Annotated in this window: 16 protein-coding genes; 10 read left to right on the forward strand and 6 right to left on the reverse strand. The window is 41.8% G+C overall.

Annotated features, from left to right (window positions below):
• Window positions 1-314 precede the first annotated feature (314 nt).
• The 6 genes from ACYQ2C_RS04505 to ACYQ2C_RS04530 all read left to right on the forward strand — a co-directional run bounded on the left by ACYQ2C_RS04505 (window position 315) and on the right by ACYQ2C_RS04530 (window position 7,648).
• A complete protein-coding gene (locus ACYQ2C_RS04505; protein ID WP_460049615.1) occupies window positions 315-602 on the forward strand; it encodes a hypothetical protein in 288 nt (95 codons plus the stop codon).
• A gap of 433 nt (window positions 603-1,035) precedes the next feature.
• Window positions 1,036-2,136 (forward strand): AI-2E family transporter, encoded by a 1,101-nt coding sequence (locus tag ACYQ2C_RS04510; RefSeq protein WP_460049616.1) that lies wholly within the window; start codon window positions 1,036-1,038, stop codon window positions 2,134-2,136.
• Between the two features lie 249 nt (window positions 2,137-2,385).
• Window positions 2,386-3,132 carry a 2,3-diphosphoglycerate-dependent phosphoglycerate mutase gene (gene gpmA / locus ACYQ2C_RS04515; RefSeq protein ID WP_460100181.1) on the forward strand — a complete coding sequence of 249 codons (747 nt, stop codon included), beginning with the start codon at window positions 2,386-2,388 and terminating at the stop codon, window positions 3,130-3,132.
• A gap of 413 nt (window positions 3,133-3,545) precedes the next feature.
• The gene (locus tag ACYQ2C_RS04520; protein ID WP_460049618.1) at window positions 3,546-4,328 is read left to right on the forward strand and encodes a DUF748 domain-containing protein; all 783 of its coding nucleotides are present in this window, start codon (window positions 3,546-3,548) and stop codon (window positions 4,326-4,328) included.
• A 1,429-nt stretch (window positions 4,329-5,757) separates the two neighbouring features.
• Window positions 5,758-6,429 (forward strand): cyclic nucleotide-binding domain-containing protein, encoded by a 672-nt coding sequence (locus ACYQ2C_RS04525; RefSeq protein ID WP_460049619.1) that lies wholly within the window; start codon window positions 5,758-5,760, stop codon window positions 6,427-6,429.
• 556 nt (window positions 6,430-6,985) lie between these two features.
• A complete protein-coding gene (locus ACYQ2C_RS04530) occupies window positions 6,986-7,648 on the forward strand; it encodes a hypothetical protein (protein WP_460100185.1) in 663 nt (220 codons plus the stop codon).
• Window positions 7,649-7,961: 313 nt separating this feature from the next.
• Here ACYQ2C_RS04530 and ACYQ2C_RS04535 read toward each other — a convergent pair whose 3' ends face one another.
• Window positions 7,962-8,666: a hypothetical protein gene (locus ACYQ2C_RS04535; RefSeq protein WP_460100187.1), complete on the reverse strand. Its 705-nt coding sequence runs from the start codon at window positions 8,664-8,666 to the stop codon at window positions 7,962-7,964.
• Between the two features lie 1,106 nt (window positions 8,667-9,772).
• On the opposite strand from ACYQ2C_RS04535, the gene dinB reads away from it, so the two are divergent.
• Together dinB and ACYQ2C_RS04545 are read left to right on the forward strand one after the other, a co-directional pair.
• Window positions 9,773-10,879 (forward strand): DNA polymerase IV, encoded by a 1,107-nt coding sequence (dinB, locus tag ACYQ2C_RS04540; RefSeq protein WP_460100189.1) that lies wholly within the window; start codon window positions 9,773-9,775, stop codon window positions 10,877-10,879.
• An 853-nt stretch (window positions 10,880-11,732) separates the two neighbouring features.
• The gene (locus ACYQ2C_RS04545) at window positions 11,733-12,161 is read left to right on the forward strand and encodes an ExbD/TolR family protein (RefSeq protein ID WP_460049623.1); all 429 of its coding nucleotides are present in this window, start codon (window positions 11,733-11,735) and stop codon (window positions 12,159-12,161) included.
• Between the two features lie 118 nt (window positions 12,162-12,279).
• On the opposite strand, the gene ACYQ2C_RS04550 is transcribed toward ACYQ2C_RS04545, so the two are convergent.
• The 3 genes from ACYQ2C_RS04550 to ACYQ2C_RS04560 all read right to left on the reverse strand — a co-directional run bounded on the left by ACYQ2C_RS04550 (window position 12,280) and on the right by ACYQ2C_RS04560 (window position 17,211).
• Window positions 12,280-13,599 (reverse strand): polyhydroxyalkanoate depolymerase, encoded by a 1,320-nt coding sequence (locus ACYQ2C_RS04550; protein WP_460049624.1) that lies wholly within the window; start codon window positions 13,597-13,599, stop codon window positions 12,280-12,282.
• 636 nt (window positions 13,600-14,235) lie between these two features.
• Window positions 14,236-15,645, reverse strand: a complete 1,410-nt coding sequence (gene pntB / locus ACYQ2C_RS04555) for a Re/Si-specific NAD(P)(+) transhydrogenase subunit beta (protein WP_460049625.1) — start codon at window positions 15,643-15,645, stop codon at window positions 14,236-14,238.
• A gap of 12 nt (window positions 15,646-15,657) precedes the next feature.
• The gene (locus ACYQ2C_RS04560; RefSeq protein ID WP_460049626.1) at window positions 15,658-17,211 is read right to left on the reverse strand and encodes a Re/Si-specific NAD(P)(+) transhydrogenase subunit alpha; all 1,554 of its coding nucleotides are present in this window, start codon (window positions 17,209-17,211) and stop codon (window positions 15,658-15,660) included.
• Window positions 17,212-18,019: 808 nt separating this feature from the next.
• Between ACYQ2C_RS04560 and ACYQ2C_RS04565 the strand changes: the two genes are divergently transcribed.
• Together ACYQ2C_RS04565 and trxA are read left to right on the forward strand one after the other, a co-directional pair.
• Window positions 18,020-18,634, forward strand: coding sequence for a carbonic anhydrase (locus tag ACYQ2C_RS04565; protein ID WP_460100194.1), 615 nt, complete (start codon window positions 18,020-18,022; stop codon window positions 18,632-18,634).
• A 177-nt stretch (window positions 18,635-18,811) separates the two neighbouring features.
• Window positions 18,812-19,132: a thioredoxin gene (trxA, locus tag ACYQ2C_RS04570; protein ID WP_460049628.1), complete on the forward strand. Its 321-nt coding sequence runs from the start codon at window positions 18,812-18,814 to the stop codon at window positions 19,130-19,132.
• A 49-nt stretch (window positions 19,133-19,181) separates the two neighbouring features.
• On the opposite strand, the gene ACYQ2C_RS04575 is transcribed toward trxA, so the two are convergent.
• Both ACYQ2C_RS04575 and ACYQ2C_RS04580 read right to left on the reverse strand, forming a co-directional pair.
• Window positions 19,182-20,336, reverse strand: coding sequence for a response regulator (locus ACYQ2C_RS04575; protein WP_460049629.1), 1,155 nt, complete (start codon window positions 20,334-20,336; stop codon window positions 19,182-19,184).
• On the reverse strand, window positions 20,323-21,744 hold the full coding sequence (locus tag ACYQ2C_RS04580) for an ATP-binding protein (RefSeq protein ID WP_460100197.1): 1,422 nt from the start codon (window positions 21,742-21,744) through the stop codon (window positions 20,323-20,325). Before ACYQ2C_RS04580 ends, ACYQ2C_RS04575 begins: the two co-directional genes overlap by 14 nt.
• Window positions 21,745-21,791: the final 47 nt, after the last annotated feature.

Consider the following 21,791-nt stretch of genomic DNA (forward strand, 5'->3'; position numbering starts at 1 on the left):
ATTAAAGATTACCCGTTGATTGAAGAGAGCTTGGTTGCTGATTCTTAAGAGATCATTCGCTGCTATTCATGATTTTTCATCATTATTCATGCTTTTTTCATGTTATGGCTTCGATTTTCAGGTATCGCCTCAATTTTAGGTACGACATCTTTCGATACGACATCGATTTTTGTAATAAAAGATAACTTCATGCATGATAAAAGAGTCGCACTAAGTTTTGTAAAGTATATGAATAGATAGCTTTTATGGTAATTTTTGTCTCACTAATTATGTCGTTTTGTGTATTTGCTTTAGTACTGTGGGTACTGTTAAAAGTGAAAACTCCGCGATATCGTGTTCAGGCGTATCAAATAAAAAACTTGTTAGAGATGATTTTATGTGGGCAAGCATCCAGTAATGATTGGAATTTGTTTCTAGCATTTGAGATTCGAGACAATGACTATCTCGACAGCATTCGCCAACGCTGCATTGAAATCGACTTATCTGAATTCCGAGACAATGGTACTAATCAATATTTGTTTACATCGAAGGGTCTTGGTGAAATTCGCGAGCTACTTTCGGAGTTGAATGCAACACTTAATGAAGAGTCTCGCGATAGCTGATTCTTAATTTGCTAAAAATATCTGTGTCGAGCGGTAAGATACATAACTTTCATTTTATCTTAATAATCGCAACATCCATCTACGATCATTATTACTTTGCTCTTTTTGTTTGAGCCAGTGCGACCCATCCATATTATTAATCTCCGAACGAGTACTTTTCGCCGTGACTGTGTCGTTTTAGGTCATTGTTCGGTTGGAATTTCAGCTGAGATGCTTCTCGCTTTCTAATTTGAAGTTTGCTGTTAAGCCACCTGTGCTCTGTTACTACAAGAACTGCTACCACAACTACCACCAGAACTTACAACCTAAACTATAACCACAGTGCTGCAATTAACGTCGCCATTAACCAATGATTGGCGTTGCGTTACAAAGCTTGTACATTGCTACTTTCTAAGACTCAGCAACGCAGCATTAAAAAATGCTAAGGAATGCTATGAATTTTGAAGTTTCTCCCGTAACACGTTTTTTGGTGATTTCTGCGGCAATCGTAGTAGTGGTTGCCGGGATGAAATCAGCAGAAGCTATATTAGTCCCGTTTTTTTTATCGCTATTTATTGCGGTATTGTGCTCGCCGCCATTAGCGGCTTTAAAACGGTTGGGCCTACCCAGTGGTTTGGCGATTTTAATTATTATTGTTGTCATCATGATTTTGGGGATTGTTGTTGGCGCCGTGGTTGGTTCGTCGATCAACAGTTTTCGATCCGATTTACCTGAATATCAAGAGCGCTTAAGAGCGCTCACCTCCGGCGGTATAAAATTCTTGAACAGTTACGGCATTGAGCTCGATGCTGCGCAAATTCGAGAGAGTTTTGATCCGAGTGCTGCTTTAGGTTTTGTCGGAAATACTCTTGCCTCGCTCGGCAATGTCATGACCAACGCTTTTTTAATTTTGCTGACCGTTGTGTTTATTTTGGCGGAAGAAGTGCGTTTTAGTGATAAATACATGATGGCAACATCGAAAAACAAAAACGCTCTAGAGGCTTTAGGCCGATTTACTTCAAGCATAAATCGCTACATGGCCATTAAGACTTTAATGAGTGTTATGACCGGCGTGATTATTACCATTTGGTTGTTGGTGCAAGGTGTTGATTACGCGGTGCTTTGGGGACTCTTAGCCTTTTTACTGAATTTTGTGCCTACGTTGGGTTCCATTTTGGCGGCGATACCGGCAACGCTTTTATCGCTGGTGCAATTGGGTGTTACCGATGCTGCTATTACCGCGTTAGGTTTTATTCTGGTCAACGGTATTATTGGCAATGGTATTGAGCCCAAAACTATGGGGAAAGGCCTTGATTTATCTACATTGGTGGTCTTTCTATCATTGGTTTTTTGGGGTTGGGTATTAGGCTCTGTGGGAATGCTTCTGTCAGTTCCGCTGACGATGACCATAAAAATAGCCTTGGAAAGTTTTGATGATACGCGCTGGCTTGGGGTAATTTTGGGGTCAGGAAAGATGCCCGTAAATCTTTCAGAGATAAAAATGGAGCCAGCGGCCGATATTAACCATCGTATCTCTCAAGATAAAGACAAGTAGTCCATTAAGCTCAATAATGATGCTCGGTGCACCGATTAACTTGCTGCGTCCATGAGTCTGCGATCTACAGTCGATTTTTCGATAATGATAAATTGCCAAAATCGAGTAAAAACCTGGAAATCGTATTTCCAATTTCAATACAGCAATTCAGGCGCAGATGACTTAGGCGAAGATTCCGATAGGTTTCTCAGAACAACAGAGCTGTTATAATCGGTGCACTGTATTCAACCGAGAAATTGAGGAACAACAATGTATAAGCTGGTGCTCGTGCGACATGGCGAAAGTTTGTGGAATAAGGAAAACCGCTTTACTGGTTGGAAAGACGTCGATCTTTCTGAAAAAGGTAAGCAGGAAGCAATCGATGCCGGTAAGCGCTTGAAGGCAGAAGGCTATGAGTTCGACAAAGTTTATACCTCTGTTTTAACTCGCGCGATCAAAACCGCTTGGTCGATCATGGCTGAACTAGATGCTTGCTATTTACCCGTCATTAACAGCTGGAAATTGAACGAGCGTCACTACGGTGGTTTACAGGGGTTGAACAAAGCAGAAACCGCCGAAGCACATGGTGAAGAACAAGTGTTGGTTTGGCGTCGCAGCTACAATACGCCGCCGCCAGCACTGGAAAAATCCGACGAGCGCTACCCTGGTAATGATCCACGTTATAAAGACTTGGATGAATCCGATATTCCGCTGACCGAGTGCCTAGCCGATACCGTTGCTCGTGTTGTCCCTTATTATGAACAAGTGATCGTTCCTGAAATTAAAGCCGGTAAGCGTTTGTTGGTTGCTGCGCACGGCAACTCCATTCGTGCTCTGGTTAAATATCTTGATAACATGAGCGAAGATGAGATCATGAAAATCAACATTCCAACAGCAACGCCTTTAGTGTATGAGTTGGATGAAAATCTAAAACCAATTAAAAACTATTACCTTGCCGATGAAGAAGCCCTTCAAGCTGCCATGCACGCGGTTGCTAACCAAGGTAAAAAGCAATAATTAGCAGGTACATCGCCTAAAGAAGCCCCGGTCTCCGGGGCTTTTGTTTTCTCGTCTTTTAAATTTTAAGAACTTTTTACACTGCCTTGGTCTTTATCTCAGTAGTATGTCTTTAGGGAATTCTGATTAACCTCAAGGTCATTCAGGTCAGCAAGTTTTTTTATTTTCTATTAAGGCGTGCTTTCAGGCCCTAACGACTTAAATCGAAAAAGCAAACACTACAGCAAGAAAAAACGAGTAGGGTTCAATGGGGCGGCGCTTTACTCAGCATATTTGCTGCATTACAGTTTTTGTTTAGGGTCACGATTATTAAGTGTAAATGTCGCCTTGCAATTGCGAGCTTCAGATCACGTTGAGTAATTTTGAGGTTAATTAGAGATTCCTTTAGTTCATCAAAAACACATAGGTTTATTATGAAGATTGTAAAAATACTCGCGGCCATTATTTTGGTGGTACTTATTGTTGTTGGTATTGGGGTTTATTTTGTTTTTAAAAACTTAAACGACATTGTTAAATACGCCGTTGAAGAAGGTGGCACCGAGGCGACGCGTACCGAAGTACTTTTGTCTTCGGCTGATATCGATATTCGCGCCGGACGCGGTGAATTGGGCGGTTTAAGTATTGCCAATCCTCAAGGTTTTAGTTCGGAAAAGCTTTTTAGCTTTAACAAGATTGTTGTAGATATAGAGCCAACATCGATTACTAAAGATGTCATTGTTATTGACGAAGTTACTATCGATGGCGTTAATGTTCGTGCTGAACATAAAAATCTTACCGAAACTAACATCGAAGCCATGCTTAAAAACCTAACTCAAGGGGCTGGTGGTTCTTCCTCGGAGAGTTCTGGTAGTTCGGGTGAGCCTGGTAAAGAAGTTTTATTAGCCGTGAAAAAACTGGTTTTCAGCAATTCCAAGCTCAGTCTTTCATCGGATCAATTGGGAAGTTTTGACCTAACGGTGCCTAGCTTTGAAGTGAATAACCTAGGTTCAGCCAGCAATGGATTAACGCCCAAACAGCTTGCTGAGGCGGCCTTAAAACCGTTGTTAAAGAAAGCGCAAGATCAGGTTGAGAAGACCATTAAAGATAAAGCCGAAGACGAATTAAAATCTAAAATCGAAGACAAATTAAAAGAAAAAGTTGATCAAGAAGATCTTGATAAATTGAAAGGATTAAAATCACTCTTCGATAAGGGCTAATGCTCTTGAGCAGGCGCACTGCTATGGTGGGCCTGCTAAACATCCGCTGCTAATTCTATCCTCTGTTAGGCTAATTCCCAGTCAATCTCCATAAATTCTCTTTCATCTTATCTCGGCAGTACAAATATTTTTCACAACCGAAAATTACATTCGGAAACTCTGCTTAAGCTAGTGTTTCTAATAGCACAACCGTGTATCCGCCAATTTCAAGAACTGTAGGTGATTGAAGTCGTAGAGAAATTGAAAGCCACCTTGTCAAATTTTTTCGCTGAATAAACCCTAGATACGTTCGTCAGAACCACCGATCCTATCATTAGTAACTCGAACAATACGATAGTAGATAAACCGTATGTGAAAATTGAGCTCACCTGAGTACTGAATATCTAATGGCGTTTAAAAATACGATGTTTCGGGATTTTACGAATTAACTCGACCGTTTGTTGTATCAATGTCACTAAGTGACACGTCTGGTTAAGCGTTTAAAAAATTCATCCCTAAATGCCTTATCAGCGACGCTTTCTGTGAAATTTATTCTTTTTTATAGGTAACGCGAATGGATCCGGCCGAATTTCAGATCGGCAGAATTCAATCTTAATTTTATGAAAAAATAATAATAACCAGATTTCAATTAGCTAAAAATCGGTTGTTGTTAAATCTCGTTAGATAGTGACGCAAAAAGTCAAATTGTGATCGGCTTGCGCAGTTATATTTTTTAGGAGTGATCTACCTTCTGAGAATATCTGCATAAATCGCTCTTAACGGCTTTGGAGTGCTTTTTGAATACCTATTTTGAGAAGCTCTGATTGTGACCCATCTTAGAGGTATTTCAATGACAGTCTCTGACCGTAGAATTAGTAAAATTTTGCGTGTTTCGATTGCTTATCGTTATTACGATTAACAATGCTGTCTTATATCGCTAGAAACTCAGGGTTATTTGATGTGTTCTTTATTCTTTCTAAAGTGATAAGAATGATTTACGAATCCGGCAAGCTACACCGCTGTGGTCGTGAGTTATGCTGCAAAATTAATCGGTTTATCGTTTGAAAATGCTTGTGGTACATCAAAAGATGGCGAATTCGATTCGCTAACAAGTAAACCTGTGATTATTGTCGGTGAAATGTGAATAAATAATCATTATGTTCATCTTGTCCTCTACTGCACCCTCTGTGAGAAAATACATCCGTTGAAAAGCGCTAGACTGGGTATAACAGTTGATGGAATGATTTGGCTCCAAAGACGCAGCGGTTACCAGATTTTTCTGAATCGAAATATTAAAATCAGCTGTTATTTTTTTAAAATTGGACAATTTGTTAAAAACTTTGGACAGTTACTGATTTTTAAAACTGAATTTCTTTTCAAATTGTCCTTAAGCTATAGCTTGTTATAAGCTCGCTGCGAAAATTTTCAGTACCTGTTCGTGTGAGAAAATATGCAAAATTCATTAGCCAGAGACGCCAACCAGAATGAAGTCGAACGACTCTTGGAGTTTATTCCTTTTTTCAGGCAGGTGAAAAACAAAGAACCGCAGCAATTTCATGTTTTAATGGCGTTTTCGAAAGTTGCTCAGCTTTCCACGGGAGAAGAGATATTCTCTATGGGATCTGACGATCGTTGGTTATTTTTCTTGGTACGCGGTGAACTCAACGTGCAGCTGCGAGATACCAATGATCGACTTCTAAACCTCAATAGCATTCATTCTGGCGAAGTGTTTGGTGATTTAGCCATGTTGCTTGGACGCCCCAGAAGCGCATCAATTACGGTTGCACCCAATTGCAAGCAAGCACTGGTGTTTGGTCTAGATTGCAATATTTTTGGTTACCTGAACGATTTCTCATTGGTGACTTTGCACACCAAGTTGGTCTTCTACCGTAATGCCGTGCACAGCTTGCGATGGAAGCTAGAAATGTATCGCAATCAACATCCCGATCATTCCTTGGCAGGCGAACACCGAAAACTGAAAATACACCATCCTCAAGACGGTACTTTAGAGGAGCTACAGTCGTTGCATGAGCAGGCTGTTGCATTGGCTACACTGCTCGTAACTTGGAATCAGTCGTTCTGTCAGTTTGGCAACAGTGCCTTACTGAAGAAGCCCCAATAGAGAATCCTTTATTGGCTCAACTTAAGGAATAGACTCTCCTAAATTGACGTTCGGAACTCTGATTAATTCAGAGTTCTCAATGATTTAGAGGTGAGCGATTTGAAGATTCCTCTAGAGCGTTTATTTCTCCTTTAATTTTAGGAGCCTCTGATTAGCCCATCTCCTGATTTAATCAGAGGACAAAAATTGAAAATGCGATTTCCAATTTCTCAATTTCAATCACGCACCGTTTTTGAAATTGACGACACCTCCTTGTGTCGCTGGAAACTCTAGGTTATTCAGAGTTTCCTCTACCGTCACAACCTTTTTACTATTACTTGAATCTCGTAAATCAACTGTTTCTATAATTACGCGTGATTGGTCTATTCCAATGAAGCTTAATTTGTTAAAAACGGCGTCATTTATACAGGCTCTATCACTCTGTAAGAGTCTGGGAATTGTTTAAGAACGTTAATTCCTGACGCTGTTTCTACGTTCAATCAACCGACAAGATTCGTCTTGGTTCTCGTCTGACCCAAGCTGCTACACTGAATACATCACAAGTGCGGGTGATGTTATGGACCTAAATAAACATCGATTACTCTGTCAGAAAACGTTATTTGTTTTATGTGCATGCAGCTCGGCTTTTGCGTCATCGGATCAGGCTGAGTCGATCCATACGCAAGAAATCGAACAGCATATGATGCACACCGATTCCAATATTGATCCCAACAAGCTGTTGTTACCCAGCAGTTTAGATTTTTTAAAGCCTCGACTTGTTCAGGCGGCAGAGATAGCGTCTGCATCAACAGAATGCGTGTCTTTTGTGAAAGGTGAATTAAAAAGCATCAAACCGGATAAATCTAAACCAATATTTAGAATTATCTGCAAAAATACTTCTCAACAAACCTTTGCGTTATTAATCGATGGCGATAATTTTGAATTTATCAACGTTAAGGGCGAAACCAGAGCGCAGCAACATCAACGGCATTTGCACCAATACTGGCAAATTTGTCGGAAAGAGATTGAAAAAAAGACCGATAAAATGACGGGTGTACGATGGCCTGAAGGTGGATTCGTCGATCCGGTTTCAATTTCTGACGATCACGTAAATTTTGAAATCGATATTGATGCGAAAGGTTTTGGTGGGCAACCCTTGCTGTATCGGGGTTATTGCGAATTTCAAAGCCTGAAAAATTTCTCGGTTGAGCTGAAAGGACGTCCTAAAGCAGATTCTTAATCAAAATACACTAAAAGAAACGTCTATCCGCGTTAATAAGACGATTCGTCATTTATTCTGCCTGCGGTGATGACGAGCTACGAGATCCATTCTTTCGACAAGTTGGCGCCCTTGTTTTACCTTCGTGTCCTTTGATTTGGAATTTTTGTTTAAAATATCGCTAAGAACTTAACGCCTGATCAGAAACATCTTAAGAATACGCATTGAGCCTAACGACAATATTTATCAATTTTTGCCGTGCTTGAGAGCTAAATTTGTAGTTGTAGAGCGAAAATAAAAAAGGCCGACAGAGTCGGCCTTTTTGGGAGTCTACTTAAGCAGTTGCTTTTGGTGGACGTCCACGACGTTTTTTAGCTGGAGTGCCTTCTGCTGCTGGCGCTGCTTTAGGTGCAGCTACTGCGGCTTTCTTAGGACGACCGCGACGCTTTGGAGCGGCACCGGTAGCTGCAGGAGTCGCTGCTGCTGCAGGTTTAGCGGTAGCTACCTTTTTCTTCGCTACAGTTTTAACTGCTTTAGCTGGAGCTTTTTTGGCTTTGGTTTTTTTCTTGGTCGCAGTTGCAGCTTTTTTGGCTTTAACAGCTTCTTTTTTAGCGGCGGCTTTTGCTTCAGCGGCTTTTGCTTTAGCAATTTTAGCCAATTCACGGCTCTCGGCTTTTTCTAAAGCGTTAGCTGCTTTGTTAGCTGCTTTCAAATCTTTCAATTCGTTTTTAGCAGTAACTTCTGCGGCTTTCGCTGCAGCGATTGCTTCAGCAGCAGCAGCAAGATCAGCTTTAGCTTTAGCAACGGCCTTGGCAGCAGCTGGAGTTTTCTTACCAGCAGATGCTTTTAGTTTAGCTTGAGCTTTAGTTTTGTTGTCGGTTGCTTTTTTAGTTGCCACGGCAAGTTTTGCAACTTCTTTGGCGAGATCAGCTTCTTGTTTTGCTCTAGCTTCTGCAAGTTTTGCTTTCAGAGCCGCAAGTTCCTGTTCTAGCTGCTGGACAGGATCAACAGCCTTTGCCTTCGCTTTGCGTGCAGCCATATTTGCTTTCCTTTAATGTATTAATAATGCGGGCGAAAATATTAGATATAAATATGCGACATAAAATAAGCATTTGAAAAAAAATTTCAAGCTCTTTGGTAAAAAAATAGTCCATTTTTTTAAAAATGGGAATAAATTTTCATCTTTTTTGGAATTTTTTTTGATTCATGAGTAAAAAAAACCTCATTTGAGAAAAAATATCGGCTCAGTTTTATTTTCTGAAGGGCTGAAAATTTTTCCTGAACTTAAAAAATTTTCTTGATTCTCACTTTTTGACTGCCTTGAAAGAAAATCTTTAAGGCGTTTTTAGTTGATAGTCAAAATCTCCCGATCAGAGCATTTCGAAACAAATAATCAGTATGGGTATTCGATAAGGTTTGATTATTTTTTACAAACCTTAGGTAAAACGATTCAACAATATGCCATAACGACCTGAATTTTGAGATTGAATCCGTTATCGCCCTTTTTAATGATGTGCTCTCAGCTTTCTGATGGGCATTTTTGTCCAGAAACATTCCACTTGAGATTCTTTGCTAACTTATTCGCGAGTGAGTTCCGATCTTTTTGTTGTCTCTTGGTACTAAGTTGTCTCTTGGTACTAAGTTGTCTCATAGTACTAAATAGGATTATTGAGCGTCCTTGTCTTGGCCTTTTGACAATGATAATGCGCAGACGTTAAAAAATTTGGCTTAGCTTGGTCGAAAGTAGGGGAAAACTAAGGAATATCTGAATTGACTTTTCGATATTAAGGCAAATTTGCCGATCTTAATTGAAAATCTTTTTGTTTATCCCATCGTCAACTGTGTCTGTGTGAATCAATTTAGAGATCATACTGTTTAAAAAAATAGATAACGATCTGTCTTGAAATCCATTATCGGTCAGAATCTTATGTTCTTATAGGGCGCGTTGGCTCTATTTACTCGGTATTCGGTTCTAAAAAAATTCTCGATTGATCGTTATATTGATTAACACAACGGTGAAACGTTGAAATCTGCAATTAGATCTCTGGATTTATCGCCTTGAGTAATATAATTGCCGTTGTTGTTTAGTAGGACACCTTGATATTAGAGAAATCGCTCGGTATTAAATGAGTTGGAAGTAGAAAATTGTCATTCAATAATCAACGATTGGTTTTACATTGCGACGCGGACAGTTTTTTTGCCGCAATTGAATTACGTGATCGCCCACAGCTAAAAAATTTACCGGTTGCGGTTGGTGGTCGAGCTACAGATAGAGGCGTTATTGCGACGTGCAACTATATTGCGCGCAAGTTTGGTGTTCGATCTGCAATGTCTACAGCAATGGCAGAAAAACTTTGTCCAAATCTTATTGTTTTGGCGCCACGTTTTTCTTTGTATCGGCAAGTTTCTGAAGAAATGCACGGAATTTTTTCCAACTACAGTCGTTGTATCGAACCTATTGCGCTGGATGAAGCCTATTTAGAGTTAGATTCCGATGATTGGAATATCTGTGCAGAGATTGCCAAAGATATTCAGCGACAAATCGAAAGCATTCTTGCCATCACGGTTTCAGCCGGATTATCGCGCAATAAATTTTTGGCAAAGTTAGCCAGCGAGTGGAATAAACCCGCTGGGTTTAAAATTATTCGTGACGAAGATGTCGCTCAGGTGATGTCGCAGTTGGCGGTCGGTAAAATTCCAAGTGTTGGTGGTAAAACAAAAGAGAAGCTAGCGAAACTTGGAATTGTGACCTGTCGGGATTTACAACAACAAAGTCTAGATTTCTTAACGCAACATTTCGGTGTGCATGGTCAATTACTTTTTGATCGATGCCGCGGTCGTGATTTGCGAACAGTAAAAAATACTTGGATTCGGAAATCCATCAGTGTCGAGCGAACGTTTTCGAACGACTTGGTTCGTGACGACGAGATCAGTGCCGCATTGAATTCGTTAGTTGGTTTATTAGATGAACGTTGGTTGCGCCTGAAGTCAGGATATTTGGCAAAATCGCTTTTTGTTAAAATTAAATATTCCGATTTTTCTCTTACGACCCGAGAATCAGCTTTTTCTGGTTACATTCATTCCGGCGAGCATTTTTCGCCTCAACAACAGCTGCAATTGACCAGCACGGCAAAAACTTTATTGACCTCGGCTCTTTCCGTAAAAAAAGCCTCCATACGTTTACTGGGTCTGGGTTTTTCAGTACATCAAGGTGATCAAAAACAAATGAATCAGACGGATTTATTTATGTAATCTATTAAAAATGTCCGCTCATAAATCCCAAATAATCTTGGTGATTAACCGATGTGTTCAGTCCTGTTGGCTGATTACTGCGATGAGAGTGGTTGTTTGATGGGGCCTTTTCTATGTCTAAATTGCTGCCTTGGGGCTCTATTAAGATTCAATGCTCAAGCTGACTTCTAATTTACTGCATATTTGTAGTAAATTTCTGAATTTTCTACCACCGAGTGTTTGGATATTTAAGCTAAACCTCTATAAAGTTCGGTCAAAGGCTTTGTTTTCTTGCGTTTTTATAGATCGAAAATCGGTAGGTTAATTTTTCAGAATTAATGCATTCGGTAATTTTGTGCTTGGTATCCTGCAATTGCGCAATCAAGAACCAATAGGGCATAGTGAGAGTGTAATTTGCTGGTTGTATTTTTGATCAATACTTCTTTATTGTAAAAAATCAGTACAAAAATGTCGGTGAGCCCGGATTGTGGGTGTCTTAAGTAGCGGTCGAGAATTACAGTCGCTGCAAGCTCGGGGGAAAACTCTTTTTGATGTAAGCAGAATTCCGATCTCGATGATTGTTGATGGCGTCAGTTATTGGCCCGGCTATTTTGGAATTTCTGGTCAAATTTGCAATGGGTTTTGATTTACTGTTGGGGTTGTGCGAGCGGATTTCACCGATTGGTTGAAATCATTTCAGAACTTTTTCGGTGTTTAAAGTTGGTGGTACTTAGTGTCTAATCCGTCTTCTGATCACTTAGAAAAATTTAGGGACATTTGGGCAGAAGCTGATAATATGTTTGTAAGCTTTTGGGGCTAAAATCCGGCCTTTGAATGTAAGAAATTATTTTGCCAAGTTAAGAAGGGGGCAGTAGTGAGCCGAAGAAGACGGCGCGGCGAGGCCGAAGATAAAGCAGACATCGACTTAACACCGATGTTGGACGTTGTATTTATCATGTTAATCTTTTTTATCGTTACAGCATCCTTCATTAAAGAAGCGGGCTTGAACGTTAACATTCCAGAGGTGCCTGAGAATCCACCACCACCAGATCCGGATGAACCGAAAAACATTTTGGTTCAGGTGAATGCTGCGAACGAAGTGATAATGGATAACCGTCGTGTCGACGTACGCGCGGTGCGTTCTGTTATTGAGCGTCAGTTTGCTGAGAACCCTAAAGCTTTGGTGATTATTCGTGCTGATCCAAAATCAGAAGCGGGTACTTATGTGGCGATCGCTGATGCGGCTATTTCTGCTAATCCAAATGCGCAAGTTTCTCTGATTCCCGAGAAGCCAAAGAGATAATTTCTGGCGTTCTCGCTATCGTAAAAAAGCCCGCATAAGCGGGCTTTTTTACGTCTTGAGTTTATCTTAGAGAAGTGTCGCTAAGAAGGTAGAGCTTTCACTCCACCGTTCTATGGTTTCAAGCGGCGGATTTAGATCGACTCTTCTCAAGTTCTTCCTTTTGCATTTTTTGAAAATCCAACTCCTTTTTAACATCGAAGTTTGAGCGAATAAAATCACGAAGTCTCGGCTGGATTTCAGTTCTAAAGCGCTTACCGTTGAACACGCCATAGTGGCCTACGCCGGGTTGGATGTAGTCAAACTGCTTATCTTGTGGAATGTTGATACACAAGTCGTGAGCCGCCTGAGTTTGACCAATACCCGATATATCGTCGTTTTCACCTTCGACCGTCATGAGAGCAACTTTCGTAATTGCTGCCGGATCGACTCGCTGCCCATGATGGTAAAATTTACCCACCGCTAGGCTGTGTTTTTGGAATACTTCATCGATGGTTTGTAAATAAAACTCTTGAGTGAGATCGAGCACCGACAAGTACTCATCATAAAACTGGCGATGTTTTGCAACGCTATCGCAATCGCCTTCGACGAGGTGATTGAAGTATTTCTGGTGGGCATCCAAATGCAATTCACTGTTCATGGAGATAAAACCACTGAGTTGCAAAAAGCCTGGGTAAACACGTCTAAAGGCGCCCGAATGAGGCATTGGCACCGAGTAGATCACGTTGTTCTCAAACCAAGATAAGGGGCGTTTTTTGGCCAGATCATTCGGTACCGTTGGCGAGCGACGGGTATCAATGGGTGAACCCATAATAGTCATTGAAGACGGCAAGCAGGGGTTGTTGTTTTGCGACATCAATGAGACCGCGGCCAATACTGGAGGTCCTGGTTGGCAAATGGCTAAGATGTGAGCGTCGGGTCCTACGTGTTCTAAAATCTCAATAACATAATCGACGTAGTCATTAAGGTTAAAATCACCCTTGTAAAGTGGTACGTCACGGGCGTCAGTCCAGTCGGTAATGTAAACCTCGTGTTCTGGTAAAAATGCTTCTACGGTGCCGCGTAAAAGGGTCGCGTAGTGCCCAGAAAGTGGCGCAACAATTACTAATCGTGGATCTACATGCTCTTTTCCATAAGCTTTGAGCATGTCTTCTTCTTTACGTTTGAAGTGAACAAGGTTGGCAAAGGGCTTAGACCAGACGACTTCTTCTTCGATTGCGACAGGCTGGCCGTTAATTTTGGTTTGGTTTAGACCAAATTCGGGTTTGCCGTAGCGTCGAGTCATCGATTCGAACAGATCGCAGGTTGCCCCAATGATTTTACCGGGATAGGTATAGGCCAAAGGGTTGAGCTTAGAATCAAAGACTTTTTTGCCAAGGCCTGCGGCGTCACGGAAGGGTTTTAAGGCCGCATGATTGAGTTCGTATAAGTAATATAACATCGGTATCTCCAACGGACGCGCCCATAATGCCTAATTGGTAGCGTCATTCTATTCATCCGTCACAGGTAAGATTTATAGATTGTGATTAACATTTCTACAATTATGGCGCAAAGATTCTTACTTTATTAATTAGCTCTCTATAAACAGCGGTAATCAAGTAGTCTAATTGCAGCATGCTGCAATGCAGCAAAGTTTATACTCTACACCGTTCAGTTGGCAAATTTTTGCGCTCGATATGTGAATTTGTATCTAGTGCTGAAAAGTAAATAGCTAATGGTGCTAAACAGAGCAGCGATGACCTTTGTTATGGTTGAAATACGTCATCTATTTTGAATAGGTTGGCGCAAGGCTGCGGATTTGCGTCCTAACTTCACAAAGTCCTCATATTCAAAAAAAAGTTTCAAACGCGCAATTGAATAAAAATATTTTCTTATAAAAAACACAAAAAAATGAGAGATGTTGCCTTTAAACACTCTTTTCTTGTTACTTAAAGAAACTTTCGCGCCAAAGATGACAGTATTTTTTGACTGTTAGTTCAAGTTTTGGAAGCATTTGTAGAGCCTGAACTGACTTTGACTCTCGATGCCAAATTGACTGAGTATAAAAAAGCCCGCGGGTGCGGGCTTTGAGGAGCTGTTAAGCGTTGATGTGTTTATAGACAGATTCTAAAGAGTCGTTAGCATCACCAAATAGCATTCGAGTGTTCTCTTTATAGAACAAAGGATTATCAACACCTGCGTAACCGGTACTCATACCGCGCTTGAGAACGATGGTTGTTTTGCCATTCCAAGGCTCCAATACAGGCATGCCGGCAATTGGGCTATCCGGTACTTCTTGAGCTGCCGGGTTAACAATGTCGTTAGCTCCAATGACGATTGAAACATCGACCTTGGGGAAGTCTTCGTTAATTTCTTCCATCTCAAACACAATGTCGTAAGGGACTTTTGCTTCAGCGAGAAGTACGTTCATGTGCCCCGGCATACGACCAGCAACCGGATGAATCCCGAAGCGAACATTGACACCTTTTTCGCGCAAGCTCTTGGTGATTTGATAAACCGTGTGCTGTGCTTGAGCAACCGCCATTCCGTAGCCGGGGATAATCATTACTTCTTTTGCAGAAGTCAGCATGTTTGCTGCTTCCTCGGCGTCTACAGATTTAATATCTTCAGCGTTACCTGCAGGTCCGGCTTGAGCGCCGCTCGATGATTTTTTAGGGGTACCAAATCCGCCAGCAATAACATTGATAAATTTACGGTTCATAGCTTTACACATAATGTAACTTAAGATTGCTCCCGAAGAGCCAACAAGCGCACCAGTAACGATTAACAAATCGTTGGCGAGCATAAAGCCGGTGGCGGCCGCGGCCCAGCCGGAGTAGCTGTTGAGCATCGAAACAACGACGGGCATATCGGCACCACCGATGGCCATTACCATGTGTACACCAAATATCAGTGCGATGATCGTCATGATAACGAGCGGAGTTAAGCCTAAACCTTGGGCTGATTGGTCGACAAAACTGAAACCTAACCAAATTGCCGCCAACAGCAAAATGAGATTTAAGTAATGGCGTCCCGGAAGCAGCAGTGGTCTGCCGCCGATTTTGCCGCTGAGTTTTAAGAACGCGATGATTGATCCTGAGAAAGTCATTGCACCAATTAAAATGCCAATATAAGTCTCGACATCATGAATGCTTTTTTCGACACCGATTAAATTAGGATCGTGTTCTAGGAAGTTTGCGTAGCCGACTAAAACAGCCGCCAAACCAACGCCCGAGTGAAGAATGGCCACTAATTCTGGCATTTGAGTCATAGCGACTTTTTTGGCCAAGACGAAGCCAATAATTGCACCGCCAGCTAAAGCAGCCAATAACAGCGCGTAATTATCGGTAACAGAGCCAATAAAAGTGACGATTAACGCGATCGCCATACCGACGATGCCAAAATAATTACCGCGTTGAGCTGTTTCTTGTTTACTTAATCCACCTAATGCCAGAATAAAAAGAATAGTGGCACCGATGTAAGCAACATTAATCATACCTTGAGTCATATTCAGTGCCCCTTACTTTCTAAACATAGCCAGCATGCGCTGTGTAACCGCGAAACCACCAAAAATATTAATACTGGTGATCAAAATTGCGACTGCTGCAAGAACAATTACCCAAGTGCTGGGTGACGAAATTTGAATTAATGCACCAATTACAATGATGCTACTAATGGCGTTGGTAACGCTCATTAATGGCGTGTGCAGGGCAGGGGATACGTTCCAGATAACCATATAACCAACAAAGCACGATAAAACAAACACTGTAAAATGGGACATAAACGATGCAGGCGCGCCGGCACCGATACCCAGCAAGGCAAGTGCACCAAGCAGCACCCAAATCCAGGTGTAATTCTTGGCGGGCTTTGCTTCGGTTGCTTCTACAGCAGGTTTTGGCTCTTCTTTTTTCTCAGCAGGTTTGGCTGACAATTTTGGCGGTGGTGGTGGGAAGGTGATTTCGCTGCCAAGCACAGCGGTTGCGCCACGCACGACCTCATCGTCGAAATTAATAACAAGTTCGCCATTTTTTTCAGGCGTCATGTCGGTTAATAAATGACGTAGGTTGGTTGCGTATAATTGACTCGCCTGACTGGCCAATCGACTTGGCATATCGGTGTAACCAATTAAGGTAACGCCATGTTTAACAACCACTTCATTGCGTTCGATTAATTTACAGTTACCACCTTGTTCCGCCGCCAAATCGACAATTACGCTACCTTCTTTCATGGATTTAACCATGTCTTCGGTAATTAATTCGGGCGCTGGCCGGCCAGGAATTAGTGCGGTAGTGATAATAATATCAACGTCTTTCGCTTGCTCGGCGAACAATGCCATTTCGGCTTCGATAAATTCTTTCGACATGGTTTTGGCATAACCGCCAGTGCCGCTGCCGTCTTCTTTAAAGTCGAGCATTAAAAATTCGGCATCCATCGACTCAACTTGTTCTTTTACTTCAGGTCGAGTATCGAATGCGCGCACAATTGCGCCCATAGCTTTTGCCGATCCAATTGCCGATAAACCGGCAACACCCGCCCCAATTACTAATACTTTAGCGGGATTAATTTTTCCTGCCGCGGTGATTTGACCGGTAAAAAATCGACCAAAATGTTGGGATGCTTCGACCACTGCGCGATAGCCAGCAATGTTCGACATCGAACTTAACGCATCCATTTTTTGAGCGCGTGAAATTCGGGGCACCATGTCCATGGCAAGTGTGTTTACTTTTTTTGCCGCAAGTGTTTCTAGTAATTCCGCATTTTGTGCAGGCCAAATAAAGCAAATTAGCGTTTGACCCTCTTTTAAAAGATCAACTTCGTTGATGCCAAGAGATTCATTAAATTCCGGCGCGCGAACCTTCAAAATAATGTCGGCATTGCTCCAAAGCTCACGAGTGTCGGTAATAACTTCTACACCAACGGCTTGATAATCTTCATCTCGATATTTGGCGTGATTGCCAGCTGAGCTTTCAATTTGCACTGTATAGCCCAGTTTAATGAGATGCTGTGCGGCTTCAGGCGTAGTCGCTACGCGTTTCTCTCCCGCTTTTATTTCTTTAGGTATTGCGATCTTCATTTGTATTTCCCCAACTGTGATCACCTAACCAGTTGCACCGGTTTTTGTTTTTAATTTAAGTAATTCTCTGCGCACAAAACGTAGCTTGCACTTTATTTGCGTTGCTAATAAAAAATTAGAACGCTGAATAAAATTTGAAATAAATATAATAGTGATGAAAAAAATAAGAAGAACTAGAGAATTTAAATTGCGTTAATAAAAAGGAATGTCTCCAAACGGGCTATTTGATGTGTTTTTCGTGATCATGTAAATCATGCTTAAGGTCTAAATTGGCTATTCGTTATCAAATACAGTGCCGAAAATAGCCTTAATTATTTTATTGGCAATATTTTATGGAAAAACTAATTTAAGAAACCGCTGTTTTAATGTGTTAAATCAAATTAATTTTTATTTTGAATCGTTGTTTGTTGTATTTGTCGTAAAAATTGTTTTGCTAATGAAGTAAAGAAATAAACAAAATTATGAATTTTCGTTCTTTGGGTGGAAAAACCCCTTTCGGTTTACACTCTAACTGCTTAACTCCTATCTTTTTTGTAGATGTATTTGTCGTAAAAAGCCAAATTTAATAGAAAATACTTTTTTGTCAATCGGTTCAGTTGAAAAAAATCTATTGAATTCGAACCCGATTGTTATTTCAGTCGTACTTTCTGGTTGGTGATTTTGGAGATTGAGTGCTAAGTGGAAACACTTCTTTCAATATTGGGTCTTTTTTCAACGGACTGACTCAGGTGTTGAGTGGTATATTGGCGGTGTATTGCGCCTAACGTTCTGAGTGTTATAGGCGTATCGATATTTTTGAGGAATATTCATGCAAGACATTATCAAGGGTGTTGAAAAGTTTCAGCGTGAGATTTTCCCTGCGCGTAAAAATGAGTTCGTTGAACTGGCGTCTGGCCAGGCGCCAGAAGTGCTGTTTATCACCTGCTCGGACTCACGTATCGACCCTTGTTTGCTAACCCAAACCGTACCAGGGCAGCTTTTTATCTGTCGTAATGCTGGTAATGTGGTTCCGCCTCATACCAACCAAACAGGCGGCATGACTGCTTCCATTGAGTACGCCGTTGCGGTTTTGAAGGTCGGTCACATTATAGTGTGCGGGCATACCGACTGTGGTGCCATAAAGGGCGCCGTGTTGCCCGATACCATCGCCGACTTACCGCACGTAAAAGAGTGGCTGGGTCATTGTCGGGCGGCGGCTGCGGTTGTTAAAGAGAAGCGTGGTTGCCTTGGCTTGGAGCACACCGAAGAGTTAACGCGGGAGAATATCAAGCTGCAATTACAGCATCTGCGCACCCATCCTGAGGTCGCTGCAAAGCTAGCAACTAATCAGTTAAAATTACACGGATGGTTGTATCAGATTGAAACTGGTGGCGTATTGGTACTTAATGATCAAACGGGAGAGTTTGAGCCTTTGATCAAGTAGTTTTCTGCGATAGTATTAAAGCTGATAGTATTAAGGCTATAGTTTGGTTGTCTTTTATTGCTTTAGCTTATCGTTAGAATAGAAAAAATCAGTAGAGCTTTTTCTTTTTTACGTGTCGAACAACCAACTTTTGATCGATCTTATTTGTATATTTTTGACACTGTCGAGGAGATTTTTATGGCTGATGTAAATGCTACAGATGCCAACTGGCAAGACGAAGTGATTTCTGCTGATCGTCCAGTATTAGTAGACGTTTGGGCGCCATGGTGTGGACCTTGTAAAATGGTTGGTCCAGCACTTGAGCGCATTCATGCAGAGAACACCGATCGCTTCAAGTTGGTTATGGCCAACATGGAAGAGTTTGAAAAAACCGCTGAGCAGCTAGAAATTCGCGCAACACCAACCTTAATGATCTTCAAAGGTGGTGAATTAGTCGCTAAGAAATCCGGTGCTATGATGCAAAGCCAAATCAAGCAATGGTTAGATCAAAATATCTAAGTTTATGCTTGATTTAAACATCGCAATAAAGGCTCACAGTTGTGGGCCTTTATTTTTTGGCAACCAGCACTCTAAAGGGTTGCTTCACGCCAATTCTTTCGTCAAATCCCATTAATCTACCTACTACGGTTTGCGATACACGTTGGCCTTTGGCCATGAGTAAGGTGCCCGTATTTGAGTAGATATCTTCCGAAAACACCATACCCGGCGCCAACTCCGCAAGACTGATGTTCTTAGGAATCATCATTTCGCGGCCTTTGTCGGCGGTGGCTTCTAGGGCATCAATCTGTATGCCGTATTTACCTTTAAAGTGTTTACGAAGTTTATCAATGGCTTGTTTGTGGCTGCCGCCCGCCATAATGACATCTTCGTAGAGGCCTGCGAGGTATAGCAGCCTTGAACCGACCACGACTTCATCGCTGAGTTTGGATTCACCTTGCTTAAGTTCGTTGTTAGGGTTATCGGCGGTATTTTGGTAGCGCACGATTTCGGCAACAGTTTCTAAACGTGGAATTTTGTGTAACAGATGGTAGGTGACTTCGGGGTGATTTCTAACCAAATCCAGCTCGTCATCGGTCAACTTGGTTCTGGTATACACTTTTTCGAGCAGATCGTGCGATAGAGTTACACAGCCAAGCTGTGACATTAGCGCGGCAATTTCATACTGCCATGCGTTGTTCAAACCCAGCTTCTTCGACATTTTTGAAATGGTGCGGCTTAAGCGCCCCGCGCGGCTAAATGCCACGGGATTCACTAAGCTCAACACTTCACTCATCACTTCAACACATTTAAACAGCGTGGTTTTGAGTAGATCGGACTCGATGGAGCGTGTCTGGTACTCTTCAGCTGCTTTGCTGACGATATCGATCAGCTCTTCCGGCGGGCAGGGTTTGGTCAAAAATCGGTACACACCCCCTTCGTTGACGGCTCGGCTGGCAGATTCGGTATCAGCTTGGCCAGTCAGGAGTATACGCACAGAATCGCTGTATCTTTCTTTAACCTCTGATAAGAATTGAGCGCCATCGATTTCGGGCATTCTCATGTCGCTAACCACCACAGCAAACGGGCCGGCGGCGCTCAGAATTTTGAGACCATCGGCGGCGCCTGTGGCGGTGTAAATATTAAAATATTTACGTAGAATATCTTTTAAACCGCTTAAGACATTCGGTTCGTCGTCAACCAGTAAGACTTTATGTCGATTCATTCCCCTTCTCCGCGACTTCTAATGTTTCGACAACTGGAATAAATATTTCAAATTGTGTCCCCTCGTTAGGTGCGCTTGAAACTTTGATACTGCCGTTGTGGCCTTCGTGAATGATGCGATGACAGAGCGATAGTCCTTGTCCGGTGCCTTTACCAACCGGTTTGGTAGTAAAGAACGGATCAAATACTCTTTCGATAATTTCTCTAGGGATTCCGGCGCCGTTATCCCAAATAGTAATCACAATATAGTCGTCGATATCTCGCGTTGTTATCGCAATCTTGCCCATGATCTTGGCCGGTTTGTCGCCGAAACGCTCTTCAATGGCGTGGGCCGAATTAACGATCATATTGAGAAGCACCTGGTTGATATCGCTAATATGGCAGTATATTTTTCGTATATCGCCCAAATCTTTATCAACTTGAGCGTTGTACTTATATTCGCTGCTAGCTACGAGCAGTGTGTTGTCGATGGCTTCGTTAATACTGGCGAGGGTTTTTTGTTTGTTTTCTTGGCGGCTAAAGGACTTCATTGCCTTGATGATGTCGCTTACCCGCTGGATGCCTTGGGATGCTCGCTCTAAGCTTTCGGGAACGCGTTCGTTTAAATAATCCAAGTCTAATATTTGATTTATTTCTTCAATACGTCGTTGATTTTCTGGATTGGTTTTATCGATAAGGCTTTCGTACTCAGATAATCCACGTTGTAGATCGTAAATAGATTCTTTTAAGAAAAAAATGCTATCGCCCACGAACTGAATCGGTGTATTAATTTCGTGAGCAATACCCGCAGAAATTTGCCCCAGAGCTTCCATTTTTTGCGCGAACCTTAGTTCTTTTTCAACAGCTTCGCGCTGTTGCATTTCTTCTTGTAATTTTTGTCGCGAAAGAATTAATTCTTGGTTGATTTCAGTGAGGCGCTCCGTTCGGCGTTCTACACGTTTTTCTAATAAAACATTCAGTTTAGTCAATTCTTCGGTGCTGGATTCACTTTGTTCGAGGGAGTTTTGCTGCGCCTCCATAAGCAACAAGAAGTAGGTGATGGGCTCATAAAGTGCGTAATCTTCCATGGTTAGGCCAGTTTCTTCTAAGGTTTTAAAGTCTGAAACCCACGGACAACCGGCAAAGAAAAGAATACCTTCTTCTTTGAGCGCAATGAACTGACCCCGCAATATGAGTTTTTGGTGATTTTTAGGTCGTAAAATGAACACCTCTTCTAGATGGTCATGCATCTGCTCAATATTGCTGACTTCGGGTGTATCGAAATCAAAGTGATGAAATAGTGATTCTTCGCCGTTACTTTCGCCAAGATAGCGGTTTAAGCTTGGCCCAGTAGAGACAATATGTCCCTGTGGTGCCAAGCAGAAGTAGAAAGGAAATAACCTAGCAAGCTCATCTTCGGTTACATACATTGTTGAACTAATCCAACTGAAAATTTGAATAAGTAAATTAGGTGGTT

This window comes from Sessilibacter sp. MAH3 (assembly GCF_054658275.1).